This window comes from Prescottella sp. D32 (assembly GCF_037287305.1).
GTDB classification, from domain to species: domain Bacteria; phylum Actinomycetota; class Actinomycetes; order Mycobacteriales; family Mycobacteriaceae; genus Prescottella; species Prescottella equi.
Window position 1 is genome coordinate 852,256 of record NZ_JARBSW010000001.1, and the last position, 22,838, is coordinate 875,093.

19 protein-coding genes are annotated in these 22,838 nt (G+C 69.9%); 10 read left to right on the forward strand and 9 right to left on the reverse strand.

What is annotated here, in order from left to right; translation table 11 throughout:
- Positions 1-12: 12 nt before the first annotated feature.
- Complete coding sequence (locus PSS76_RS03890; protein ID WP_041674448.1) at positions 13-684, forward strand: DUF1707 SHOCT-like domain-containing protein; 672 nt, start codon at positions 13-15, stop codon at positions 682-684.
- On the opposite strand, the gene PSS76_RS03895 is transcribed toward PSS76_RS03890, so the two are convergent.
- Genes PSS76_RS03895 through trmB form a run of 3 tightly spaced genes read right to left on the reverse strand, consistent with a single transcriptional unit; the run spans position 685 to position 4,837 of the window.
- Positions 685-3,405, reverse strand: a complete 2,721-nt coding sequence (locus tag PSS76_RS03895; protein WP_337455858.1) for an MMPL family transporter — start codon at positions 3,403-3,405, stop codon at positions 685-687.
- Between the two features lie 11 nt (positions 3,406-3,416).
- Positions 3,417-4,109: an NYN domain-containing protein gene (locus PSS76_RS03900; protein WP_005517516.1), complete on the reverse strand. Its 693-nt coding sequence runs from the start codon at positions 4,107-4,109 to the stop codon at positions 3,417-3,419.
- A complete protein-coding gene (trmB, locus tag PSS76_RS03905) occupies positions 4,106-4,837 on the reverse strand; it encodes a tRNA (guanosine(46)-N7)-methyltransferase TrmB (RefSeq protein ID WP_044991460.1) in 732 nt (243 codons plus the stop codon). Before trmB ends, PSS76_RS03900 begins: the two co-directional genes overlap by 4 nt.
- Before the next feature lie 295 nt (positions 4,838-5,132).
- Between trmB and PSS76_RS03910 the strand changes: the two genes are divergently transcribed.
- The 8 genes from PSS76_RS03910 to PSS76_RS03945 all read left to right on the forward strand — a co-directional run bounded on the left by PSS76_RS03910 (position 5,133) and on the right by PSS76_RS03945 (position 13,244).
- On the forward strand, positions 5,133-5,852 hold the full coding sequence (locus PSS76_RS03910; protein WP_337455859.1) for a hypothetical protein: 720 nt from the start codon (positions 5,133-5,135) through the stop codon (positions 5,850-5,852).
- Positions 5,849-7,282: a hypothetical protein gene (locus PSS76_RS03915; protein ID WP_337455861.1), complete on the forward strand. Its 1,434-nt coding sequence runs from the start codon at positions 5,849-5,851 to the stop codon at positions 7,280-7,282. Before PSS76_RS03910 ends, PSS76_RS03915 begins: the two co-directional genes overlap by 4 nt.
- A gap of 33 nt (positions 7,283-7,315) precedes the next feature.
- Positions 7,316-7,627, forward strand: coding sequence for a DUF6802 family protein (locus PSS76_RS03920; protein WP_064076210.1), 312 nt, complete (start codon positions 7,316-7,318; stop codon positions 7,625-7,627).
- A gap of 288 nt (positions 7,628-7,915) precedes the next feature.
- Positions 7,916-9,745 (forward strand): phosphoenolpyruvate carboxykinase (GTP), encoded by a 1,830-nt coding sequence (locus PSS76_RS03925; protein ID WP_337455862.1) that lies wholly within the window; start codon positions 7,916-7,918, stop codon positions 9,743-9,745.
- A 237-nt stretch (positions 9,746-9,982) separates the two neighbouring features.
- Positions 9,983-10,915 (forward strand): cysteine synthase A, encoded by a 933-nt coding sequence (gene cysK / locus PSS76_RS03930; RefSeq protein ID WP_005517527.1) that lies wholly within the window; start codon positions 9,983-9,985, stop codon positions 10,913-10,915.
- 5 nt (positions 10,916-10,920) lie between these two features.
- Positions 10,921-11,499 (forward strand): serine O-acetyltransferase EpsC, encoded by a 579-nt coding sequence (gene epsC / locus PSS76_RS03935; protein ID WP_005517529.1) that lies wholly within the window; start codon positions 10,921-10,923, stop codon positions 11,497-11,499.
- 156 nt (positions 11,500-11,655) lie between these two features.
- Positions 11,656-12,510 (forward strand): SDR family oxidoreductase, encoded by an 855-nt coding sequence (locus PSS76_RS03940; RefSeq protein ID WP_084845900.1) that lies wholly within the window; start codon positions 11,656-11,658, stop codon positions 12,508-12,510.
- 125 nt (positions 12,511-12,635) lie between these two features.
- On the forward strand, positions 12,636-13,244 hold the full coding sequence (locus PSS76_RS03945) for a hypothetical protein (RefSeq protein ID WP_013417247.1): 609 nt from the start codon (positions 12,636-12,638) through the stop codon (positions 13,242-13,244).
- A 62-nt stretch (positions 13,245-13,306) separates the two neighbouring features.
- Here PSS76_RS03945 and PSS76_RS03950 read toward each other — a convergent pair whose 3' ends face one another.
- From PSS76_RS03950 to PSS76_RS03970, 5 genes are all read right to left on the reverse strand, one after another.
- Positions 13,307-15,238, reverse strand: coding sequence for an APC family permease (locus PSS76_RS03950; protein WP_317047816.1), 1,932 nt, complete (start codon positions 15,236-15,238; stop codon positions 13,307-13,309).
- A 130-nt stretch (positions 15,239-15,368) separates the two neighbouring features.
- Positions 15,369-16,322: a cation diffusion facilitator family transporter gene (locus tag PSS76_RS03955; RefSeq protein WP_064076581.1), complete on the reverse strand. Its 954-nt coding sequence runs from the start codon at positions 16,320-16,322 to the stop codon at positions 15,369-15,371.
- Positions 16,323-16,423: 101 nt separating this feature from the next.
- Positions 16,424-17,872: an aldehyde dehydrogenase gene (locus PSS76_RS03960; RefSeq protein WP_013417244.1), complete on the reverse strand. Its 1,449-nt coding sequence runs from the start codon at positions 17,870-17,872 to the stop codon at positions 16,424-16,426.
- A gap of 86 nt (positions 17,873-17,958) precedes the next feature.
- A complete protein-coding gene (locus PSS76_RS03965) occupies positions 17,959-18,846 on the reverse strand; it encodes an ROK family protein (protein WP_084845897.1) in 888 nt (295 codons plus the stop codon).
- Positions 18,847-18,991: 145 nt separating this feature from the next.
- The gene (locus PSS76_RS03970) at positions 18,992-19,747 is read right to left on the reverse strand and encodes a class I SAM-dependent methyltransferase (protein WP_037085975.1); all 756 of its coding nucleotides are present in this window, start codon (positions 19,745-19,747) and stop codon (positions 18,992-18,994) included.
- Positions 19,748-19,903: 156 nt separating this feature from the next.
- Here PSS76_RS03970 and PSS76_RS03975 point away from each other — a divergent pair, with 156 nt between their 5' ends.
- Entirely contained in the window at positions 19,904-21,133 is a 1,230-nt protein-coding gene (locus PSS76_RS03975) for a glycosyltransferase family 4 protein (protein WP_022598000.1), read from the forward strand.
- Here PSS76_RS03975 and PSS76_RS03980 read toward each other — a convergent pair.
- Positions 21,050-22,825 carry an MmpA family trehalose lipid delivery protein gene (locus PSS76_RS03980; protein WP_337455864.1) on the reverse strand — a complete coding sequence of 592 codons (1,776 nt, stop codon included), beginning with the start codon at positions 22,823-22,825 and terminating at the stop codon, positions 21,050-21,052. The two genes, PSS76_RS03975 and PSS76_RS03980, sit on opposite strands and share 84 nt — an antisense overlap.
- Between the last annotated feature and the right edge of the window lie 13 nt (positions 22,826-22,838).

Here is a 22,838-nt window from a genome sequence, read left to right on the forward strand (position 1 = left end):
ATCGTGGTGCGCATGGAGGCGAGAGATCTTCGAGTGTCCGATGCCGAGCGTGAACACGTCGGTGCCCTGCTCCAGCGCGCGGTGGGGCAGGGAATGCTCTCCCTCGGAGAGTTCACCGAGCGCATGGACACGGCCCTCGCCGCGAAGACACGCGGGGAACTCAACGCCGTCCTCGTGGATCTTCCGGGCATGCAGATCGATCCGGGCTACGTGGCCGGCGGCTATCCGGTGCCCGGGCAGATTCCCCCGGCCCCTCCGGCGCCCGCACCGTCACCGGAAGTGGCTCCGCCGCCCGGGATCGGCGGCTACCCGGCGGCGCAGCCGCTGGTGATCCGAGGTCGCATGTCGACCGTGACCCGCAAGGGACGCTGGCAGGTCCCGCCCGCGTTGGTCCTCGACTCGCGGATGGGCAGCACGACCCTCGACTTCACCGAGGCCGTCATGCAGACCCAGGTGGTCCACCTCACCGTCGACGACTTCTGCGGATCGGTCACACTCGTCCTGCCGGACCAGGCGACGGCCGATCTCAACGCCATCGACACCGTCGGCGGTTCGGTGTCGAACAAGGTCCGCACCGGCCCCCCGTACGGCCCGCTGCACCTCGTCGTGCGCGGACGGGTGCGTTTCGGCTCGATCACCGCGCGCTACCCGTTCGGCACCACGCTGCGCAGGATGTTGGGCTGATCAGTCGTCGTCGCGGTGGCGGGCCAGGAGCTCGCTGACGCTGACGGCCTTGTCGCCGCTGCGATGCCGACCGGGGTTCTCCGGATCGGCCTCGTCGGGGCCGGACTCCGCCGGTGTCTCGGACCGTGGCGCTGCCGAGTTCTCGGTCGGTGTCTTCTCCGGCTGCGGCGGCACCTGCACTGCCGGCATCGCCGCCGTGTTCGGGGCCCGGAGCGCCGCGAGCCACGCGACTTCTTCGCCGTCGGCGCGGGAGACGGGCGCCTCGGCCCGCGGCCGCACATCGGGCTTCGGGCGCACGTCGGGCTTCGGGCGCACGTCGGGCTTCGAACGCACGTCGGGCTTGGGTGCCGGTTCCGGGCGGTCGGGGGCAGGCCGCTGGGACACCGAACGGGCACGCGGAGCGGCGGTGACGCGGGGGAGCGGCATCGTAAGCGGTTCCGGCTCCGGAACCCGATCGGCGACGGCGGTGGCCGCGCCGCGCGGCGCGATCGCCGGAGCGCCCGCCGCCTCCGTGGGCGCCGGGACCGGCGCGTCGGTGGCCGTCAGATCGGGAACGTCGTCTCCGGACAGTTCACTGTCGAGGATCGGCTCGCCGAGTCCGATCTTCTGCTGTATGCGCTTCATCCAGACGGGTGCCCACCAACAGTCGTCGCCGAGCAGTTTCATGACGGCCGGCACCAGGAACATCCGGATCAGCGTCGCGTCGATGATCAGCGCGGCGATCATGCCGTACGCGATGTACTTCATCATCACCAGCTCGGAGAAGCCGAACGCGCCGGTGACGACGATGAGGATCAACGCGGCCGCGGTGATGATGCGTCCGGTGTGCGCGGTGCCGATCCGGATGGCCTCGGTGGTGGAGGCTCCCTGCGATCTGGCCTCGACCATGCGGGAGAGCAGGAACACCTCGTAGTCGATCGACAAGCCGTAGATGATCGCCACGATCAGCACCAACACCGGTGAGGTGATCGGTCCGGGCGTGAAGCCCAGCGCGTCGGCGCCGTGGCCGTCGATGAAGATCCACGTCAGGATGCCGAGTGTCGAGCCCAGGCCGAGCGCGCTCATCAACACGGCCTTGATGGGCAGCACGATCGAACCGAACGCCAGGAACATCAGCAGCGTGGTGACGATCAGGACGGAGGCGACCATCAGGGGCAGATTGTCGAGCAGAGCGCTGATGCTGTCCTGCTCGATCGCGGGCGTGCCGCCGACCAGGACCTGGACGCCGTCGGGAACGGGCATCGAGCGCAGGTAGTCGATGGTTTCCGCGGAGTTGTTGCGATCGACCAGCCCGGCCTTGAGGACCTGGACGCCGTCCTTCGCGGGACCCGTGATCGTGAACTTCTCGACCAGGCCGGGGGCCTCGCTCGCGGTCTTGAGGATCTGGCCGACCTGCGTGCCCTGGGCGCCGTCGATGACGAGTTTCACGGGTTCGGTGCGGTTGCCGGGGAACAGTTCGTCGAACTGCTCCTGCGCCACGCGCGTCGTGTTGTCCGGCGGCAGATAGTCCTCGTTGATGCCACCGAACTTGATGCCCGTCATCGGGATGATGAGCAACAACAGTCCGACGACGATCGGGATCGTCACCTTCAGCGGGTTGCGCATCACCCAGCGGGTGAGTCGACCCCAGATGCTGTTCTCGATCTCCTCGGTCGACTTGATCTGCCCGAACCGTTTGAGGCCGAATTTGTCGATGCGTCTGCCGAGGATGCTCAGGATCGCGGGCAGCACGGTCACCGATGTGAACGCCGCCAACAGGACGGTGGCGATCGCGCCGTAGGCGACGGACTTGAGGAAGCCCTGCGGGAAGAGGATCAGTCCGCCGAGGCTCACCGCGATCATCGTCGCGGAGAACAGGACCGTTCGACCCGCGGTCATCACACTGCGGCGCACCGCGGTCCGCGTGTCGTAACCGTCGCCGAGTTCCTCACGGAACCGGCTGACGATGAACAGCCCGTAGTCGATCGCCAGACCCAGACCGATCAACGACACCACCGACGCGACGAACGCGTTGACGTCGGTGAAGTGGGTGATCACCCGGACGATGCCGTTGGCACCGAGGATGGTCAGGCCGCCGACGACCAGCGGTAGCGCGGCGGCGATGACACCGCCGAACACGAAGAACAACAGCACCGCGACCGCGGGGATCGCGATGATCTCCATGCGGTGCAGGTCGTTGGCCATCGTGTCGTTGATGGCGGAGGCGACCGGCTGCATGCCGGCGAGCTGCACCTCGACGCCGTCGATCGCGAAGGCGTCCTTGATCTCCCGGAAGTTGTTGGTGATCGCGGTGTCGTCGTCGCCCTTCAGCGCGATACTCGCGATCGCGTGCGTCCGGTCCGCCGTGGCCATCGCCGGCAGGCGCGGGGTGTTCGGCAGCTGGAAAAAGCTGCCGTTGACCTTCGCGACCTGATCCGGATGCTCCTGCAACAGTCGCTGCAAGCTGTCGGAGACCTGAGCCGCGAACGCCGGGTCGTCGACCGTCTTGCCCTCGGGTGCCGTGTACATCGCCACGACGTCGCCGTTGGTGTCGCGGCCGAACGTGCCGTCCGCGAGCTTCGCGGCGGCCACCGATTCGGAGCCGGGATCGTCCCAGCCGCTCTGACTGAGGTGGGAACCGACACCCGAGCCGTAGGCGCCCAGCGCCAACAGCCCGGCCACCATCACCGCGATGACGGTGAAGCGGGCTCGGTAGACCAGATCTCCCCAGCGAGCGAACACGTATGGACTCCTCAGCGCCCGACGAGCAGGGCAGACAGTGGACGGAACGGCTGCAGCCAGGCGCCCTCGTCGGGAAGGGACTCGAGGCTCACCCGTGGGAGCGGCTCACGGAAGACGCCGGGGATGTCCTCGAGATCGACGAAGTCCAGGATGTCGGACGAGACCGCCCAGCTGGCGTGCTCGCGGAACCCGAGAACCTGCACCGGCACGCCGGCTGCTGCGATGTCCTCCAACGGCTCACGGAACGCCTGACCGTCGGCGGAGGCGACCATGACACCGGCCAGACCCTCACCACGGCGGAGCTCGATGTGGTGGAGCATGTCGGCATCGACGTCGCTGTCCTCCTCCACCTTCGGCTTGGCGAACACCGCGAAACCCACATTACGCAAGGCCTCGACCCAGGGGCGGACGACATCCGCGCTACCTGGGGCGATGTTGGTGAAGACGGTGGCTTCGGGCTCGAGGGTGGCGGTCTCGGTGGCCGAGAGCTCGGCCGTCCGCGAGAGCAGCCACCGGCCCAGGGCGTCGAACCGGGGGCGGTAGGCGGCCGTGGGACGTCCGCCCAGGATCGCGCCCAGGCCCATGTCGAGGTTCGGGGCGTCCCAGACGAGGAGCACGCGCTTGTGCTCCTGGACGTCACGCCCTCCGCCGTCGGCGGAGCCGCGTGCCAGATCGGTACCGGATGTGCCTTCGCTGAGACTCATGGCTTGATCTTCCCCCAGATGAGTTCGTTGATCGTGCTTCCGACCCTGTGCGCCTTGTCCTCGAACTTCGTCACCGGACGCTCGTGGGTCATCGGCGACTCCCAGTCGAGCTCGGTGAGCAGCGGCTCGGCGTCGCCGGCTTCCCGGATCGCCTCGGCGTACTCGGCGTGATCGGTGGCCACGTGCAGCACTCCGCCCGGCTTCAACCGGCTCGCGATCAGCGCGAACGTCGGGCCCTGCAGCAGCCGTCGCTTGTGGTGGCGGGCCTTGGGCCACGGATCCGGGAAGAACACGCGCACACCCGTGAGCGACTCGGGCGCAACCATGTGCTCGAGCACCTCGACGGCGTCGCCGCGCAGCACCCGCACGTTCGTGAGTTCGTTCCGCTCGACGAGCTGCAACAGCTGCGCCAGACCGGGGCGGTAGACCTCGACCGCGATCAGGTTCACGTGCGGCTCGGCCTTGGCCATCGCGGCGGTCGCGGTGCCGGTGCCGGAACCGATCTCGACGATCAACGGCGCGTCGCGCTCGAACCACGCGGTGGTGTCGATCAGATCGTCGCCGACGTCGCGGCCGATCTTCGGCCACATGCGGTCCCAGGCGTCCTGCTGCGGGGTGGTGAGCGAGCCGCGGCGGGAGCGGAAACTCGTCACCCGCGGGTACAGACGCGAGCCCTTCGATGCGCCGGCAGAGTCGTCGGAGTCGACTGCGTCGTCCGCGGCGGAGATGTCGAGGGTCTCGAGGTCGTCGTTCGAGGTGTCGGGAGTGTCCTGATCGGCGTCGTTCACCCGACCATTGTCACGTATCGGCGTGATCACGGGCCGACTCGGTCGGCAGATACTATGGACTCTTTGATCGACTTCTGCCTCGCGCTGCCCCCGGCGAGTGCGTTCCTGCTGGTAGTCGCTCCTCCTCGGCCGCATTCCGTGAGTTCACGCACCCTTGCCGTCGAAATCGCCGCACTGCCACAATCGGGATCCGGATCGGCATCCGGGTCGGGGGACATCAGGGGAGGAATGCGCGGTGGGGGACGGGTACGGGGCGGACGAGTTCGAGGCGTTCACACGGTCGGTCGGCGACGTCGTGGGCGTGCCCACTCGCGCGCTCGACGAGTTGAGTTCACCCATCGGCATCCAGGTGCTGGGCCGTGCCGGGGTCGGTCGCAGCACGCTGGTCTCGCTGCTCGAACGATCCGGGTGCACGAACGTCGCCGAGGCCCCGGCCGTGGACGCGCCGGGGCGGCCCGACCCGGACATCGGCCCCGACGTCGTGGTTCACGTCTTCACCGGTGCCCTGCGCACCCCCGACATGCGGGTCCTCACGAACGCGCCCCGCGGGTCGACGGTCGCCGTGCTCGCCAAGGCGGACGCCCTCGGGTCGCGGGACGACGCGGTGCGCGCAGCCGCCTCGGCCGCCGCGAAGACCGGCGTGCGGGTGATCCCGACGAGCGCATCCGCCGATGCCGGCGCGCTGGTGACGGCGGTCGAGGACTGTGTCCGGGTGGTGCGGGCCCGCCGGGTCCGGGAGACGCTCGACGCCCTCGCCGTGGCCGCCGCGCGGGACGTGCACGGCCCGGCCCGTGACGGGATCGAGGCCTTCCTCCGGTCCGATCCGGCGGTGTTCGCGGCGGCGGAGGCCGCGGCAGTGCTCGGCGGCGACCGTGCCGGCGACCGGCGGCGGCGGGAACAGGCGCAGCATCGGGCCGGGACGCGTCGGGCCGTCGCCGCGGGGACGCGCCGATGAACGTCGTCCCCGGGCTCACCCCCGAGGCGCGGCGGATCGTCGAGCGCTGGAACCCGGCCGGCATCGACCGGTGGCGGGAGAGCGGGGGCGGCGCCCGGACGGTCCACGTGACGACGGTGCCGGGCCTCGACGCGACCGGTGTCCGGGACGGCCTGGCCGCGCACGTGCCGGTCACCGACCGGCCGGGCGATGCGGCGGCGGTGGTGTTCGTCCTGGACGCGCTGTCCGTGCTCGGTCGCGACGAGTTGTCCGCGCTCGACGTCGTCGGCGCGCACGTCGAGCGCGTTCTGTTCACGACGCCGACGGACGCGCCCTGGGCGCTGCGCGAGCGTGACGAGGCGCTGCTGCGGGCACACTCGCCGCGGTACGCCGACGCCCGGATCCTGAACGGCGCCGAACTGCACGGGGCGGTGCGGGCCGCGCTCGATGCACCCCCGGGTGTGATCGTCGAACGGAACCGGCGCCGCGCCGCGCTGTCCCTCGTCGAGGAGACGTGCCGGATGATCACCACGACCGCCGAGTCGGTCCGCGCCGACGACATTGCCCCGCTGAGGCAGCGACGGACCCGGCTGACGTCGAACCGCGGGGGCGACCGGGCGGAACTGTCGGCGCTGGTTCGCTCCGACGTCCAGCGTGCGCGGATCGAACTGGTGCACACGGTGGGCGTGCGCATCCGGGAGTTGTCGACGCTGGTGCGCTCCGAGATCGACCGGGCCGGCCGCCGCGAGCTGGCGACGTACCCCGACCGCTTCGCGCAGCTCGCCGACGCGCTCACCGCCGAGGTGGACACGGTCGTGGGGCATCGGCTCGACGATCTCGTCGTGCGGGCCGGGCTGACGCATCCGCCGGTCCGTCCGCCCGAGCCCACGGAAGTCTCGGTGTCGGCGCCGGAGCCGCGGCACCGTGGGGTGGAGGACCGGATGATGGTGATCGTCGGCGCCTCGGCGGGGGTGGGACTCGGCCGGCTGGCGGTGGCGCCGCTGTCGATGGTGCCGGCCCTAGACATCGCGACCATCCCCGTCACCCTCACCCTGGGCGGAGCGGCCGCATGGTGGCTCGCCCGCTCCCGCCGGCACCTCGCCGATCGGGCGCACCTGCGGCAGTGGGCCGCGGACGCCACCACCGGCCTGCGTGCACAGCTCGAACAGCGGGTGCTCGCTCGTCTGCTCGAGACGGAAGCCGCGGTGGGGCAGCGGGTGCTGGCCGACGGCCGCGCCGCGACAGCGGCCGTCGACGCCGAGATCGCGGCCGTCGATGCCGAGATCAGACGGGTCGCGGCCCAGCGCAGCGGACGGCTGGCGTCGTGCGAGCGCGACCACGGCGCGCTGGTCGAGGCGCTCGCGGCACTCGAGGGCCGCGTTCTCGAGGGCCGGGTCGCGGTCGGCACGACGAGGGAACCGAACGGGCCGGTGCCGCGTCCAACGCCGTGACGACTGTTGTACGGCCATTGCGGAGGAGACAACGTGATCAGCACAGCGGACCTGCAGGGAATGCCCGGACCGGAGATCGACCCCGACACGTTCGGCGCCGACTCGCCGGCGGTGCCCCTCACCGATGCCGTCTTCGACATCGACGACGACGGGGTGCTCGACACCCGCACGTTCGAGGTGGACGACGCCCTCGTCGTCGCAACCGACACGGACGGTGACGGCGATGCCGACCACGTGACGATCGTCGAGGGGGACGGTGAGTTCTCGGCCTGGGAGTTCCATCGGGACGCCGACGGCCGCGAACGGTGGGAACGCACCGATTCGGGCACCCTCGGAGGGGCGTAAACCCGCAGGTTCCGGCCGGGTACGGCCGGGCTGCACCGTCTGAATCGTTCCTGTGACCTAACCGACGACACCCGGTTCCCCCAACACGGACGCCCGGCGTTAACCTCTATAGCTAGGACACCCGGCACCCGTGTCCTTCGTTCGTTGTCCGCGGTGACGTACGTGGGCGGGACGGAGTGGGCGGGCTGCACCCCGCCGAGAGGGGGAAATCGGTTCAACCTCTCAGCCCCGCGATGTGCGGGGCTGATGTGGTCGCTCCGGTTCCCGGCCCCACCCCAGGAGAGTTTGATGACCTCAGCGACCATTCCCGGTCTGAACGGAACTGACGGCACGCCCCCCACGGAGCACAGCGAGCTGCTCGCTTGGGTTCGCGAGGTTGCCGAGCTGACCCAGCCCGACCGGGTCGTCTTCGCCGACGGCTCCGACGAGGAGTGGGAGCGCCTGACGGATCAGCTCGTCGAGGCCGGGACGTTCACCCGTCTCAACGAGGAGAAGAAGCCGAACTCGTTCCTCGGCAACTCCGATCCGTCCGACGTCGCGCGCGTCGAGTCCCGCACCTACATCTGCTCCGAGAAGCAGATCGACGCCGGCCCCACCAACAACTGGATGGACCCGGCCGAGATGCGGGCTCTCATGACGGATCTGTACCGCGGCAGCATGCGTGGTCGCACCATGTACGTGGTGCCCTTCTGCATGGGCCCCCTCGGTGCCGAGGACCCGAAGCTGGGCGTCGAGATCACCGACTCCGAGTACGTCGTCGTCTCCATGCGCATCATGACCCGCATGGGCAAGGCCGCGCTCGAGAAGATGGGCACGGACCGTCCGTTCGTCAAGGCCCTGCACTCCGTGGGTGCGCCGCTCGCCGAGGGCCAGGCCGATGTGCCGTGGCCGTGCAACGACACCAAGTACATCACCCACTTCCCCGAGACCCGTGAGATCTGGAGCTACGGCTCCGGATACGGCGGCAACGCGCTGCTCGGCAAGAAGTGCTACTCGCTGCGCATCGCGTCGGCGATGGCCCACGACGAGGGCTGGCTGGCCGAGCACATGCTCATCCTCAAGCTGATCTCGCCGGAGAACAAGAACTACTACGTCGCGGCCGCGTTCCCGTCGGCGTGCGGCAAGACCAACCTCGCGATGATCCAGCCGACCATCCCGGGCTGGCGCGCCGAGACCCTCGGTGACGACATCGCGTGGATGCGCTTCGGTGAGGACGGCCGCCTGTACGCCGTCAACCCGGAGTTCGGTTTCTTCGGCGTCGCGCCGGGCACCAACCACGGCTCCAACCCCAACGCCATGAAGACGGTCGAGGCGGGCAACACCCTGTACACCAACGTCGGCCTGACCGACGACGGTGACGTGTGGTGGGAGGGTCTCGAGGACACCCCCGCGCACCTGATCGACTGGAAGGGCAACGACTGGACCCCCGAGTCCGGCACCAACGCCGCCCACCCGAACTCGCGTTACTGCACCCCGATGTCGCAGTGCCCGATCCTGGCTCCCGAGTGGGACGACCCGCAGGGTGTGCCGATCTCGGCGATCCTGTTCGGTGGACGTCGTAAGACGACGGTTCCGCTGGTCAGCGAGTCCTTCGACTGGCAGCACGGCACCTTCCTCGGTGCGACGCTGTCGTCCGAGCAGACCGCTGCCGCCGAGGGCAAGGTCGGCGCCGTGCGCCGCGACCCGATGGCGATGCTGCCGTTCCTCGGCTACAACGCCGGCGACTACCTGAACCACTGGATCAACCTCGGCAAGAACGCCGACTCGGAGAAGCTCCCCAAGATCTTCTACGTGAACTGGTTCCGTCGCGGCGAGGACGGCCGCTTCCTGTGGCCCGGTTTCGGTGAGAACTCCCGCGTGCTCAAGTGGATCATCGACCGCATCGAGCACAAGGCGGACGCCGTCAGCACCCCGATCGGTCTCGTGCCGACGGCTGCCGACCTCACGCTGGACGGCCTGGACGTCGACGCCGCTGACGTCGAGGAGGCCCTGGCCGTGGACGTCGAGGAGTGGAAGGCCGAGATCCCGCTCATCGAGGAGTGGCTCGACTTCCTCGGCGAGAAGGTGCCGTCGGGTATCCGCGACGAGTTCGAGGCCCTGAAGCAGCGCCTGGGCTGATCGCCTCTTGCTTCGACCGAATGTCACATCGGTTCAGTTCGACTGAACCGATGTGACATTCGTCGTTTCGGGGGCGATGGTGGGAGGACGGAGCCACGGAATATCGTCGACGTGCGTATACGTTCGTACCTGTGTGGACCCGGTGGAGTTCCGTTCACGGCATGATGGTGCAATAAACCAACCTGACAGCAACAGACATCGACCCGGCTGCCGACGTGGCCGCGAGGAGGATCCGGCATGGGGATCTACAACAACGTCACCGAGCTGGTCGGACGCACCCCGTTGGTGCGCCTGAACCGTCTCACCGAGGGCCTCGACGCCCAGGTCGTGACGAAGCTCGAGTTCTACAACCCGGCCAACAGCGTCAAGGACCGCATCGGCGTCGCGATCATCGACGCCGCCGAAGCGTCCGGTGAACTGAAGCCGGGCGGCACGATCGTCGAGGGCACCTCGGGCAACACCGGTATCGCGCTCGCCATGGTCGGTGCGGCCCGCGGCTACAAGGTCATCCTGACGATGCCCGAGACGATGTCCACCGAACGTCGCGTCATGCTGCGCGCCTTCGGCGCCGAGATCGTCCTGACCCCCGGCTCCGAGGGGATGGCCGGTGCGGTCGCGAAGGCCGAGGAGATCGTCGCGCAGAACGAGAACGCCGTCCTGGCGCGGCAGTTCGCGAACGCCGCCAACCCCGAGATCCACGCGCGCACCACGGGCGAGGAGATCTGGGCCGACACCGACGGCAACGTCGACATCTTCGTCGCGGGCATCGGCACCGGCGGCACCATCACCGGCGCCGGCCGCACCCTGCGCAAGTACAACCCCGACGTCAAGATCGTCGGCGTCGAGCCGGCCGACTCGCCGATCCTCAACGGCGGTCAGCCCGGCCCGCACAAGATCCAGGGCATCGGCGCCAACTTCGTGCCCGACGTCCTCGACCGCGAGATCTACGACGAGATCGTCGACGTCGAGTTCGACGACGCGATCCGCGTGGCGCGCGACCTCGGCACGCAGGAAGGCATCCTCGGCGGCATCTCGTCGGGCGCCATCGTGTGGGCGGCTCTCGAGCTGGCCAAGCGTCCCGAGAACGCCGGCAAGCTGATCGTCGCCGTGGTGTGCGATTTCGGTGAGCGCTACATCTCCACCCCGCTCTTCGAGCACATCCGAGGCTGAGAATTGTGAGTGTCCTGCGCACGATCCGGGAGGATCTCCAGGCAGCAAGAGGCCAGGATCCGGCCGCGCGCAGCAACGCCGAGAACGCCGTCGTCTACTCGGGACTGCACGCCATCTGGTCGCACCGGGTGGCGCACCGCATGTGGGCCAAGCCCGCTCTGCGGGGCCCGGCCCGAGTGCTGGCCCAGTTCACCCGGTTCCTCACGGGCGTCGAGATTCATCCGGGCGCGACGATCGGGCGGCGGTTCTTCATCGACCACGGCATGGGTGTCGTGATCGGGGAGACCACGGAGATCGGCGACGACGTCATGATCTACCACGGCGTCACGCTCGGCGGTCGGTCGCTCGCGAAGGCCAAGCGGCACCCCACGATCGGCAATCGGGTCACGATCGGCGCGGGCGCAAAGGTCCTCGGGCCGCTGCTGATCGGCGACGACAGCGCGATCGGCGCCAACGCCGTCGTCACCCGCGACGTGCCGTCGGACCACATCGCGACGGGTATCCCGGCGTCGGTGCGGCCGCGCAAGCAGCACGAGCAGCTGGTCGATCCGACGTCGTACATCGATCCGGCGATGTACATCTGAGTCCGGGATTCCAGCTGAAGGGTCCGTTCATGCGCTGACAGCGCACGAACGGACCCTTCAGCTTTTGCGGGTGTGGGCGTACCGTGTCGATCTTGGTGGCAGCCCCGCCGAGGACGGTCCTCGGTGTTCGTGCGTCGCCGTGTGGGGAGGGCGTACATGGGCGTCTATGCGGTCACCGGTTCGGCGTCGGGCATGGGACGGGCGGTGGTGGACAAGCTGACGGCGGCGGGGCACACCGTCATCGGTGTCGACATCCAGGGCGCCGACGTCGTCGCGGACCTGTCGACCGAAGCCGGGCGTAGGCAGGCGATCCGCGACGTGTTGTCGCGGGCAGGCGGCACACTCGACGGCGCGGTCCTCGCGGCGGGGGTGGGGCCGCTGCCCGGTGCCGAGAAGCTGCAGCTGATCGCGTCCGTGAACTACCTGGGTGTCGTCGAACTGCTCGACGGATGGCGTACCGCGCTGGCCGCGTCGGGCAGTGCCAAAGTAGTTGTCTTCGGCAGTAACTCGACGACCACGACGCCCGCCGTGCCCGGACGCACGGTCCGGGCCCTGCTGGCCCGTGACGTCGCGAAGGCCGCCCGCTCGGTGCGGCTGTTCGGTAAGGGTGCGGCGCCGATGATGTACGCCGGTTCGAAGATCGCCGTCTCTCGTTGGGTGCGCCGGAACGCGGTGACCCGCGACTGGGCGGGCGCCGGAATCCGGCTCAACGTTCTCGCGCCCGGCGCGATCATGACGCCGCTGCTCGAGAAGCAGTTGGCGACGCCCGCCGAGGCCAAGATGATCAAGCGTTTCCCCGTTCCGGTCGGCGGCTTCGGCGATGCGGGTCAGCTCGCGGACTGGGTGGTGTTCATGCTGTCCGACGCCGCGAACTTCCTGTGCGGCAGCGTCGTCTTCGTGGACGGCGGTTCGGACGCCTACTTCCGCCCCGACGCGTGGCCGCGCACCGTGCCGGTCACCCGACTGGTCCCGTATGCCCGGAAGTTCCTCGGCTTCCGCGGCAACCGGTAAACGGCCGAATAGTCGGAACTGCCCCCGATTCGGCTCCGCCGCAGCGCCTCTCGAGTCAGGATGATGCCGATCGTCGCACTTGTGCGGCGGCGGCGGAATGTCACATCCGACATGGGAGGGGACACGTGAACGTTCGCAGGATGAAGAAGGTTGCCGGGGGCGTGGTGGCTTCGGCCGCGCTGGTGCTGGGTCTCGCGGCGGGAACCGGGACGGCGGTCGCGGCCGACCGGTACGACGGTCCGACGTTGGAGACCGCGCAGGGTGATTTCAACGGTAAGAACGTCGAGTTGACGCTCACCAACCCGAAGAAGGCCGTGGGTGCGTTCAGCGAAACCACGTGTACGTCGGCGCTGCTCGACGGACAGCAGGGTCTCGACGCCTTCATCGCGTTCAACGCCAAGGACTACGGCAAATTGATCTCGATCATGACGTCGCCCAATCTGCATCTCGGTCCGGCAGCGAGCAACAACCTGATCAGCCCCGGGCCGAACAGCAATTCGAAGACCGTCCAGGTCGCCGAGGGCGTCTACATCTACCTGGGTACCTGCGGCGGTTGGAACTCGGTGCTGGATCCGAGCAACGTCGGCGTGTCGATGCAGGTGCTGATCGTGCCGGACGGCATCGGCAGCCTGTCGCCGGCCCTGACCTTCGGGAGTACCGCGCTCGAGGCCGGCGTCGACCTCGCGAGCCTGCTCCCGCTGCTCGGGTCCGTCGGCGGCGGTGCGGGCAGCTAGCGGCACTGGGCCCCGAGAGCTGAAGGGTCCGTTCGTACGCTCGCAGCGCATGAACGGACCCTTCAGCTCGAGGCGGGCGGCGGGGGCGGGGAACGCAGTACGCCGCGGCGGCTCGAGGTGTCGTAGGGGACGATGATCGCCACGGCGTGCGGGAGGTCGCTGACGATCCGGGCGATGTGGTCGGCCGTGCGGTCGTGCAGGACCCGGCCCAGCGGTGCTCGGTAGATGCGGCGCGGTAGCAGGATGCTGATCTCGGTGCGCGGCGCGCCGGCGCGGGCGATCATCTCGAGCGTGGCGTGGCCGAGGCGCCGATCGGGGCATTCGATCAGTTCGAGCGGCACTTCGAGATCGCTGGCCTCCCACTCGCGTTTGAGGTGCGCGGCGTGGGCGTCGTCGAGGACGAAGTGCACGGCTCGCAGTTCGCTGGGCCGCAGGCTGCGCCCGTAGCGCAGTGCCTCGATCGTCGCGAGGTCGAAGGCGTCGACCATCACGATGACGATGTGGTGTGAGTAGACGGCCTCCGCGTCGGCCTCGGCGTCGCCGAGTTCTCGCAGTTCGGCTGCCTCCTCGCGGTATTCGCGGTTGAGCCGGATCAGCACGTACACGAGGGTCGGGAACACGATCACGACGACCCACGCGCCCTCGGTGAACTTCGCGATCGCGAAGATGCCCACCACGATCGCCGACGTGATCCCGGCCGCCAGGTTGAGCGTCATGTTGCGCCGCCAGTTGCGGCCCTTCTCCCGCTGGTAGTGCCGAGCCATGCCGAGTCCGGCCATCGTGAAGCCGGTGAAGACGCCGATGGCGTAGAACGGCACCAGCGAGTTGACCTTGGCGTCGGTGGCGATCAGCAGGACGATCGCGATGGCGGTGAGTGTGATGATGGCGTTCGAGAACACCAGACGGTGGCCGCGTCGGCGGAGTTGGCGGGGGAGGAAGGCGTCGTCGGCGACGAAACTGGCGAGGAACGGGAAACCGTTGAAACTCGTGTTGGCGCCGGTGAACAGGATCAGCGCGGTCGCGGCCTGCACCACGATGAACAGGACGTTGCCGAGTGCGCCCGAGCCGAAGACGATCCGCGCCTCCTGGCTGATCACCGACGGGTAGCCGGCCGCGTACGGGGTTGCGTGCGTCAGATACGCGAGCAGTGACACCCCGGAGACCAGGAACGCGAGGATCGACGCCATGATCACCAGCGCCCGACGCGCGTTGACGCCCTCGGGCTTCTGGAATGCGCTGACGCCGTTGCTGATCGCTTCGAGACCGGTGAGCGATGTGCCGCCGTTCGCGAAGGCGCGCAGGATCACCAGCACCGTCGCGCCCATCACGAGGCCGTCGCCGTGTGCGATGTCGACGGTGCCGTCGAGCGTCGTCGGGTCGATCCGATCGAGATTGCCGGTGAGCGCCTGGATCACGCCGACCACGATCACCACCCCGATCGACGCGGCGAAGAAGTACATCGGGAAGGCGAAGGCGCGTCCGGCTTCCTTGAGCCCGCGCAGGTTGCCGTACGCGAGCAGCAGTACGGCGCCGATGGTGATCTCGAGGCTGTACGGGCCGAGTGCCGGGACCGCGGACACGACCGCGACGGTGCCGGCTGCGGACTGGACCGCGACGGTCACGACGTAGTCGATCAGCAGCGCGACCGCCGCGATCTGCGCGGTTCTGGGACCGAAGTTGTCCCGCGCCACCACATAGGAGCCACCGGCGTGCGTGTAGAGCATCACCACCTGCCGGTACGACAGTGTCAGCAACAGCAGGATGACGAGGATGACGCCGGTGATCGGCAGCAGCAGCGTGAACGCGGCGAGCGCGGCGAACGGCAGCAGTTCGATGAGTACCTGCTCCGGACCGTATGCCGACGACGAGATGCAGTCGGGGGAGAGCACTCCCAGCGCGGTGGTCTTCGACAGCCGCTCCTGGTGCAGGCGGGCGCTGGTCAGCGGCGGGCCGAGGAGCCGGCACTTGATCCGGTAGCCGAGCCGCTCCGGCAGGACGGGTTCGAGGCGGCCGCTCGTCTCCGCGTCTCGCGACGTCGCACTGTCGGGAGGATCCACGGCTGCTCCGTCCGTTTCGGCCACGCTCCTTCCAGTTCTACTCGCGGCGGCGGGCCTCGTCAGACGATCAGACGGTGAGGTCCGGTTCCTCCGCTGTCGAGAGCGTGAGCACCGCCCGGCGGACCGCGGAGGTCTCGCCGGTGATCCGGTCCTCGAGCGCCCGCAGGGTGTGTGCGATGCGGGATTCGGCGTAGTCCCCGACGAGGTCGACGCTCGCCACTAGGTACACCTGGTGCGGGCCCAGGAACTCCATGCGCAGGTAGGTCACCCGTTCGACCTCGTCGTAGGTGAGCAGTTTCCTGATCGCCTGCGTCCGCAGTTCCGGGGTGCCGGGCTCGCCGACGAGGAAGCGTCGATTGCGGTCGAGCAGAACGAGCGCGATGACGCCGAGCAGGACACCGACCGCGATGGAACCGATCGCGTCGGGGATCGGCGAGCCGGTGAGCTGGTGCGCGAGCACACCCGCGAAGGCGATCACCAGGCCGATCAGCGCGGCGGCGTCCTCGGCGAACACGGCCCGCACCGTCGGATCCGACGTCAGCAGCGCGTGTTCGAGGACATCGCGGTGCGCGTCGTGCGCCTCGCCGCGCAACTGCTTGAACGCCTGCCGGAACGAGATCGCCTCGAGGACGAACGCGATGCCGAGCACCGCGTACGCGACGCCGAAGTCGCTCGCCGGCTCCGGGTGCGCCAGTTCCTGGATGCCGTGCGTGATGGACACTCCGGCGCCGACGGCGAACAACCCGAGCGCCGCGAACAGCGACCAGATGTAGGCTTCGCGCCCGAATCCCAGGGGATGCGCGTGGTCGGGCGCCTTGCGGGCGCGGCGGTCGGCCACCAGCAGCAGGACCTCGTTGCCGGTGTCGGCCCACGAGTGGGTGGCCTCCGCGACCATCGACGCCGATCCGGTGATCACCGCGGCCACCGACTTCGCGAGCGCGATCAGGGCATTGGCCGCGAACGCCACGACGACGGTGAGGGTGCTCTCGCCGCCGCCGGTCCTCTCTGGGGACGTCGCCATCGCCTCAGGCTATGCGGCGCGACGCGACCCGGCCGGGTGAACCGCGTCGGGCGCGGCCTCGACGTGATCGAGAGCCGCGCCCGACGGGGAAGCGGTGCCTTCTAGCCGGTGTAGCCGGGGGGCATCAGGACGGACTTGAGCTCGCAGTACGCCTCGAGTCCCTCGGGGCCGCTCTCGCGGCCGATGCCGGAGTTCTTGTAGCCGCCGAACGGCGAACCCGGATCGAACGCGTACCAGTTGATCGCGTACGTGCCGGTGCGGATCTGCTTGGCGACCTCGAGACCCTTCTCGATGTCGGTGGTGTACACCGAACCGGCCAGGCCGTAGTCCGAGTCGTTCGCGATCTTCACGGCCTCGTCGACGGTGTCGTACGGAATCACCGCCAGCACGGGTCCGAAGATCTCCTCGCGGGCGATCGTCATCGAGTTGTCGACGTCGGCGAAGATGGTCGGCTCGACGAACCAGCCCTTCTCCAGTCCGGCCGGGACACCGCCGCCGAGCACGACGCGCGCACCCTCGGCCTTGCCCTTCTCGATGTAGCCGAGGACCTTGTCGCGTTGCTTCTCGGTGATGATCGGGCCGAGCTGGGCGCCCGGATCGTCCGGCATGCCGACGGGCATGAACCCGGCGAACTGGACCATGGCCTCGATGATCTCGTCGTAGCGCGAACGCGGCGCGAGGATGCGGGTCTGGCCGACGCACGCCTGACCGGTGTTCATCAGGCCCGACATCACCAGCATCGGCATGGTCGCGGCAACGTCCATGTCCTCGAGCAGGATCGCGGCGGACTTGCCGCCGAGCTCGAGCGAGCAGCGCTTGAGCTGCTCGGCGGCGATGGCGCCGATCTTGCGGCCCACGGCGGTGCTGCCGGTGAAGGTGACCTTGTCGATGTCCGGGTGCGAGACGAGGTACTCGCCGGTCTCGGCGCCGCCCGGAACCACCGACAGGACGCCCTCGGGCAGACCGGCCTCGGTGAAGATGTCGGCGAGCATGTTCGCGTTGAGCGGGGTCTCCGGCGCCGGCTTGAGCACCACGGTGCAACCTGCGAGCAGGGCCGGGGCCAGCTTGTTCACGGCGAGGAACAGGGGAACGTTCCACGCCACGACGGCGCCGACGACACCGACCGGCTCGCGGTAGACCTTGGTCTGCCCGAACGCGCCGTTGCGGGTCTCCTCCCACGCGAACTCGTTCGCCAGGTTCGCGTAGTAGTTGAGGGTCGCCAGCGACATGATCTTCTGCATCGTCTCGACGCCGGACGCCGGCGCGCCCATCTCGTCGGAGATGGTGGAGATCAGTTCGGCGCTGCGCTCCTCGATGAGCTTGGCGGCCTTGGCCAGGATCTCGCCGCGCTGGGCCGGGGTGGTCTCGGCCCATGCGCCGGACTCGAACGCGGCCCGGGCCGCGGCGACGGCGGCGTCGATGTCCGCGGGTGCGGCGACGGGAACACTGCCGACGCGCTCCTCGGTGGCGGGGGAGAACACCTCCAACCGCTGGTCGGTGGCCGGCGCGACCCATCGTCCGCCGATGAAGAGTTTGTCGTAGTCGGTCATCAGTTCATCCTCGCTCTTGTGGAGTGCCCTGGGTCACACTAGAACACGTTACAGCGAGTGGGAATAGGTGAGGTGCGATCGAGCGGTCACACGGCGTCGATCGCGATCAGCCCGGCGCCGGTGAGGGTGCCCAGAACGCCGAGTTCGGCGGGGACCAGTCGCAGTTCGCGCACGAACGACAGCTGCGCGTGTGCAGCCGCCGTCGCAGTCATCGGGCGCCACAGCGCGGGCCCCGACTGTGCGAAGCCGCCGCCCACCACGACGAGGTCGACGTCGAGCAGTGCGGCCGCCGACGCGAACGCCCGCCCCAGCGCGACGCCGGCCCGCTCGAGTGCCGCGGCGGCGGTCGGTTCGCCCAGTTCGGCGTCGACGGCCAGGTCGGCCCCTGTCGCACCGGTCCAGCCGTGGGCGCGCGCCCACCGCATCGCCGCGGACCCGCTCGCGACGGTCTCCAGGCATCCCACGGCGCCACATCCGCACAGCTCTTCGCCGCCCGCGACCACCATGTGCCCGATGTGGCCCGCGTTGCCGGTGCGTCCGCTCTCGATTCGTCCGCCGCGGATCAGCCCGCCGCCCACACCCGTCGACACCACGACACCGAGCAGGTCGGGGACGCCGCGGCCTGCGCCCTGCCGGTGCTCGGCGAGCGCCGCAGCGGCGCCGTCCAGCGCGAGGCGCACGGTCGCCGACGGGAACAGCGCGCCGACGGCGTCGACGATCGGGAAGCCGTCGCGCCACTCGCCGATGTTGACGGGCGCGACGGTGCCGGACGCGAGGTCGACGGGGCCGGCCGACGCGATTCCGACGCCGCGCACCTCGGTGCCCCCCGCCACCTTGCGGAGCAGGGCCGCGCACGCGTCCCACACGCCCGACTCGGGCGTCGGGACGGTGCGCGTATCGAGCGGGCGGCCGTCCGCGCCGACGAGCGCCGCCGCCATCTTGGTGCCGCCGACGTCGAGGGCGAGTGCGGTCATGTTCCGAGACTAGGGTCCGAGGACGGATTTCGAGACGAGGAACCACCCCCGCCCCCGCTGCCTTCCGCGTTTTGCGCACTTGTCGCACCGCGGAGGCCCGGAAAAAGCGCGATAAGTGCGCAAAACGCGGGGTGGGGGGAGGGCGTCAGCGCTTTCGGATCACCAGGACCAGGTTGCTGACCAGTAGTTCCCGCAGCACCGGGATCTTCACCATCCACCACGCCCAGCGTGGGTGGTAGCGGGGGAACGCGGCGAGGACGTCGCCGCCGGTCTGCGCCTTCGCCCAGCGCAGACCGTCCTCCGCGCCGATGTCGAACAGGGAGACGCCGAACCGGTTCTTCGGTTCCTTGCCGTGTTTGCGCTGGTAGCGGCGGGCCGCGTACTCGCCGCCGAGGTAGTGCCACGGTCCGGTCTCGTGCCCGCCGAACGGACCCCACCACAGCGTGTACGACAGCACCATCAGGCCGCCGGGTTTGGTCACCCGCAGCATCTCCTCGGCCATCACCCACGGTTGCGCGACGTGTTCGGCGACGTTCGACGAGAAGCACACGTCGACGGCGTCGGAGCGGATCGGCAGCGCCAGGCCGGATCCGCGGATGGAATCGCCGACGCTCAGTCCGGCCGCGTGCATCTCCGACGGGTCCGGTTCGACCGGGACGTAGCGCGCCCCCGCACGGGAGAACGCGTCCGCGAAGTAGCCGGGACCGCCGCCGACGTCGAGGACGATGGTGCCGGTGAGGTCGGTGTCGGTGAGTCCACGATGCAGGTCGCCGATCAGCTCGACGGAGTCACGCGCGAGCGCGCCGTAGAACAGATCGGGGTCGGTCTGTTCGTACCGGAAATCGCTCAGCAGCCCGACCGACCGTCTCAGGGTGGCGCGGCGGGCGAAGTAGCGGGTCACGCGAGGCGATCGGGCACGGTTCACGGGAGGAACCTTAACGATCGGACATACCGCCGCCGCGTTCGCCGGTTTCCGCTACTTGACGGTAGGGCGCGCCGCGTCCAGCCGATAAGGTGTGTCGCAGGCGACCGTCCGAGCCGGTGAGGGGGCACGCACGTGCGAGAGGTTCTCCTGCTGTGCTGGCGCGACACGGGGCATCCCCAGGGCGGCGGCAGCGAGCGGTACCTCGAGGAGGTCGGGGCCGGTCTCGCCCGTCGCGGTGTCAAGGTCACCCTCCGCACCGCCGGGTATCCCGGTGCTCCCCGCGAGGAGACGGTCGACGGTGTCCGCATCGTGCGTGGCGGCGGCCGGCTCACGGTGTATCCGCGGGCGCTCGGTGCGATCCTCGCCGGACGCGTCGGCCTGGGCCCGCTCGCCGGGCTGCGCCCCGACGCCGTGGTCGACACCCAGAACGGCATCCCGTTCTTCTCCCGTGCGGTCGCGGGTGCGCCGGTCACGGTGCTGGTCCACCACTGCCACCGGGAGCAGTGGCCCGTCGCGGGACGGCTCATGGGGCACGTGGGCTGGTGGATCGAATCCTGGCTGTCGCCGCGCGTGCACCGCGACAGTCAGTACCTGACGGTGTCGCTGCCGTCGGCCGACGAACTCACCGACCTGGGCGTCGAGCGGGACCGGATCGCCGTGGTGCGCAACGGCGCCGACGCGATCCCGGCCGGGGTGGACCCGGGGGGCGACGCGACGCGCACCCCGCATCCGAGCGTGTGCGTGCTGTCGCGGCTGGTGCCCCACAAGCAGATCGAGGACGCCCTCGCCGCGGTCGCGCAACTGCGCCGCACCATCCCGGAGCTGCACCTCGACGTCATCGGCGGCGGCTGGTGGGAGCAGAACCTGCGCGAGCGCGCCCACGAACTCGGTATCGGCGACGCCGTCACCTTCCACGGCCACGTCCCGGAGCCGCGCAAGCACGAACTGCTCGCCCGCTCGTGGGTGCACGTGATGCCCTCCCGCAAGGAAGGGTGGGGCCTCGCGGTGATCGAGGCTGCGCAGCACGGCGTCCCCACGGTCGGCTACCGCAGCTCCAAGGGCCTCACCGATTCGATCATCGACGGCGTGACCGGGCTGCTGGTCGGCGGGGATGCCGTCGCCGACCAGGCCGCCGCCGTCCCGGCGCTGGCGTCGGCCGTCGAGTCTCTTCTCCTCGACGCCGAGCTGCGCGCCGACCTCGGCCGCAAGGCGCGGCTGCGGGCCAACGAGTTCTCGTGGGAGCAGACCGCGTCCGGTGTGTACGCGGTGCTGGCGTCGTCAGCCGCGGGACGGCACGTGTCGGGGCTGATCTCCGGCGTCGAAGCCGCGACGACGCCGTCGCCGGGCCTGCAGGACGCCTAGCCCGCCGACCGCGAGCAGCGCCGCCCACAGCAGGTGGGCCGCTAGGGCCTCGCCGCGACCTTCCCGGAGATCCGGTGGGATGCCCCCCGGGACCCGGTAGAGCGCCAGTTCGTCGTCCGCGAAGATCGGCTCGAGCTGGTCCAGGGTGCGCTGCGAATCCCCGAGTGGGCCCGGGGTGGTGCGCTCGACCAACACCCACCGGACGTCTTCCTCGGCGAGCGACTGCGGGCCGGCGCCCGCGAGCAGAAACTGCTCGACACGGGTCGCGCGGGCGCCCTCGCCGCCGACGGTTGCGGCCTGCCCGACGACGAGCTGCCCGGTCTGCAGCACGTCCCGCGGCAGCATCCGGGGCGCCGGGTCCAGGACGGGCGCATCGCCGCTGTACGGGAACCTGCGGAACATACCGGCGGGCAGCACCGCGACGTCGCCGGCCTCCTTCGACAGCTCCAGATGCTGCGCGACCTGCCGCCAGGCCGGCGGATACTGCACGGGCTTCAACGCGCCGGCGACACCCCACACCAGATCGGGCAGCGCCAGCACGACCGCGGCGATCGCCGCGACGGGAACCGCACCCGGCACGGACACTCGCTTCGACAACGCCCGGACCCCGGCCGCCGCGGCCAGTGCGTACAGCGGCGCGGCGAGGGCCACCCACTTCTGGCTGTCGCGCAGCAGTCCCGCACCGGGCACGTGCACCACGGCCCACTCGCCGACCGACAGTCCCCACCCGGTCGCGCCGAGCGCCGGCAGCAGCACCGCGAGCCCGGCGAGGACCGCGAGCGTACCGATCACCGGGTGGCGGCGTCGGCGCCACAGCGCGGGCAGCCCGCACGCGACGACGACGAGCAGCAGTGCCGTCCCGGCGAGCGCCCACAGCGACGTCCGTGAGCCGGGCACCGCGGTCGAGTTCCACACCCCGCCCAGTCCCGCGAGGCTGCCGATCGTGCCCAGTCCTGGTTCGGCACGGGCCGCGAATGCTGCGACCCCGGCGGGATCCGACGTCCCGCCGCCCCCGGACAGGACGGTCGCCGCCAGCCACGGCGCCGACGCGGCCAGGAAAAGGGCGAGGAGGCAGCAGGCTGCCCGTGCGCCTTTTCGGTAGTCCCAGCTACCAGAAAGGCGCACGAGTAGCGCAGCTGCCAGGACGGCCGCGAGGATCGCGCCGGTCGGCGTCAGACCCGCCGCGGCGAGGCACAGCGTCAGCGCCGCCCACCCGCCCGGGCGTCCCCGCCGAATCGCGACGGCCGCGCACACCACCCACGGCAACGCCGCGTATCCGGTGAACAGACTCCAATGACCCTGCAGCAGACGTTCGGCCACGTACGGATTCCAGAGCATCACCGTCGACGCCACCAACTGCGGCCCCAGCCCGACACCGGGCAACAGCACCGCCACCATGCGGGCCGCGCCCCACCCGGCCAGCCACAGCGCCGCGACCAGGATCGCCTTCACCACGACACCGCCGTCGACGACGGAGCTGAGCACCGCGATCAACCAGTCCTGCGGCACCGCGCGGGCAGCGGCGTCGGCGAGCCCCAGCGCCGAATCGGTGACGTACGACCGCGGCGTGCTCACTGCGTCGCGCAGCAGCAGATAGCCGGGGCCGAGGAGCGGTCCGAGGATCAGCACGGCCAACACCAGGCTGTACAGCGACGGGACGGCGCGCGCGAGACTCGGGTGCCGTGGCGTCATGAGCGGCACCTTA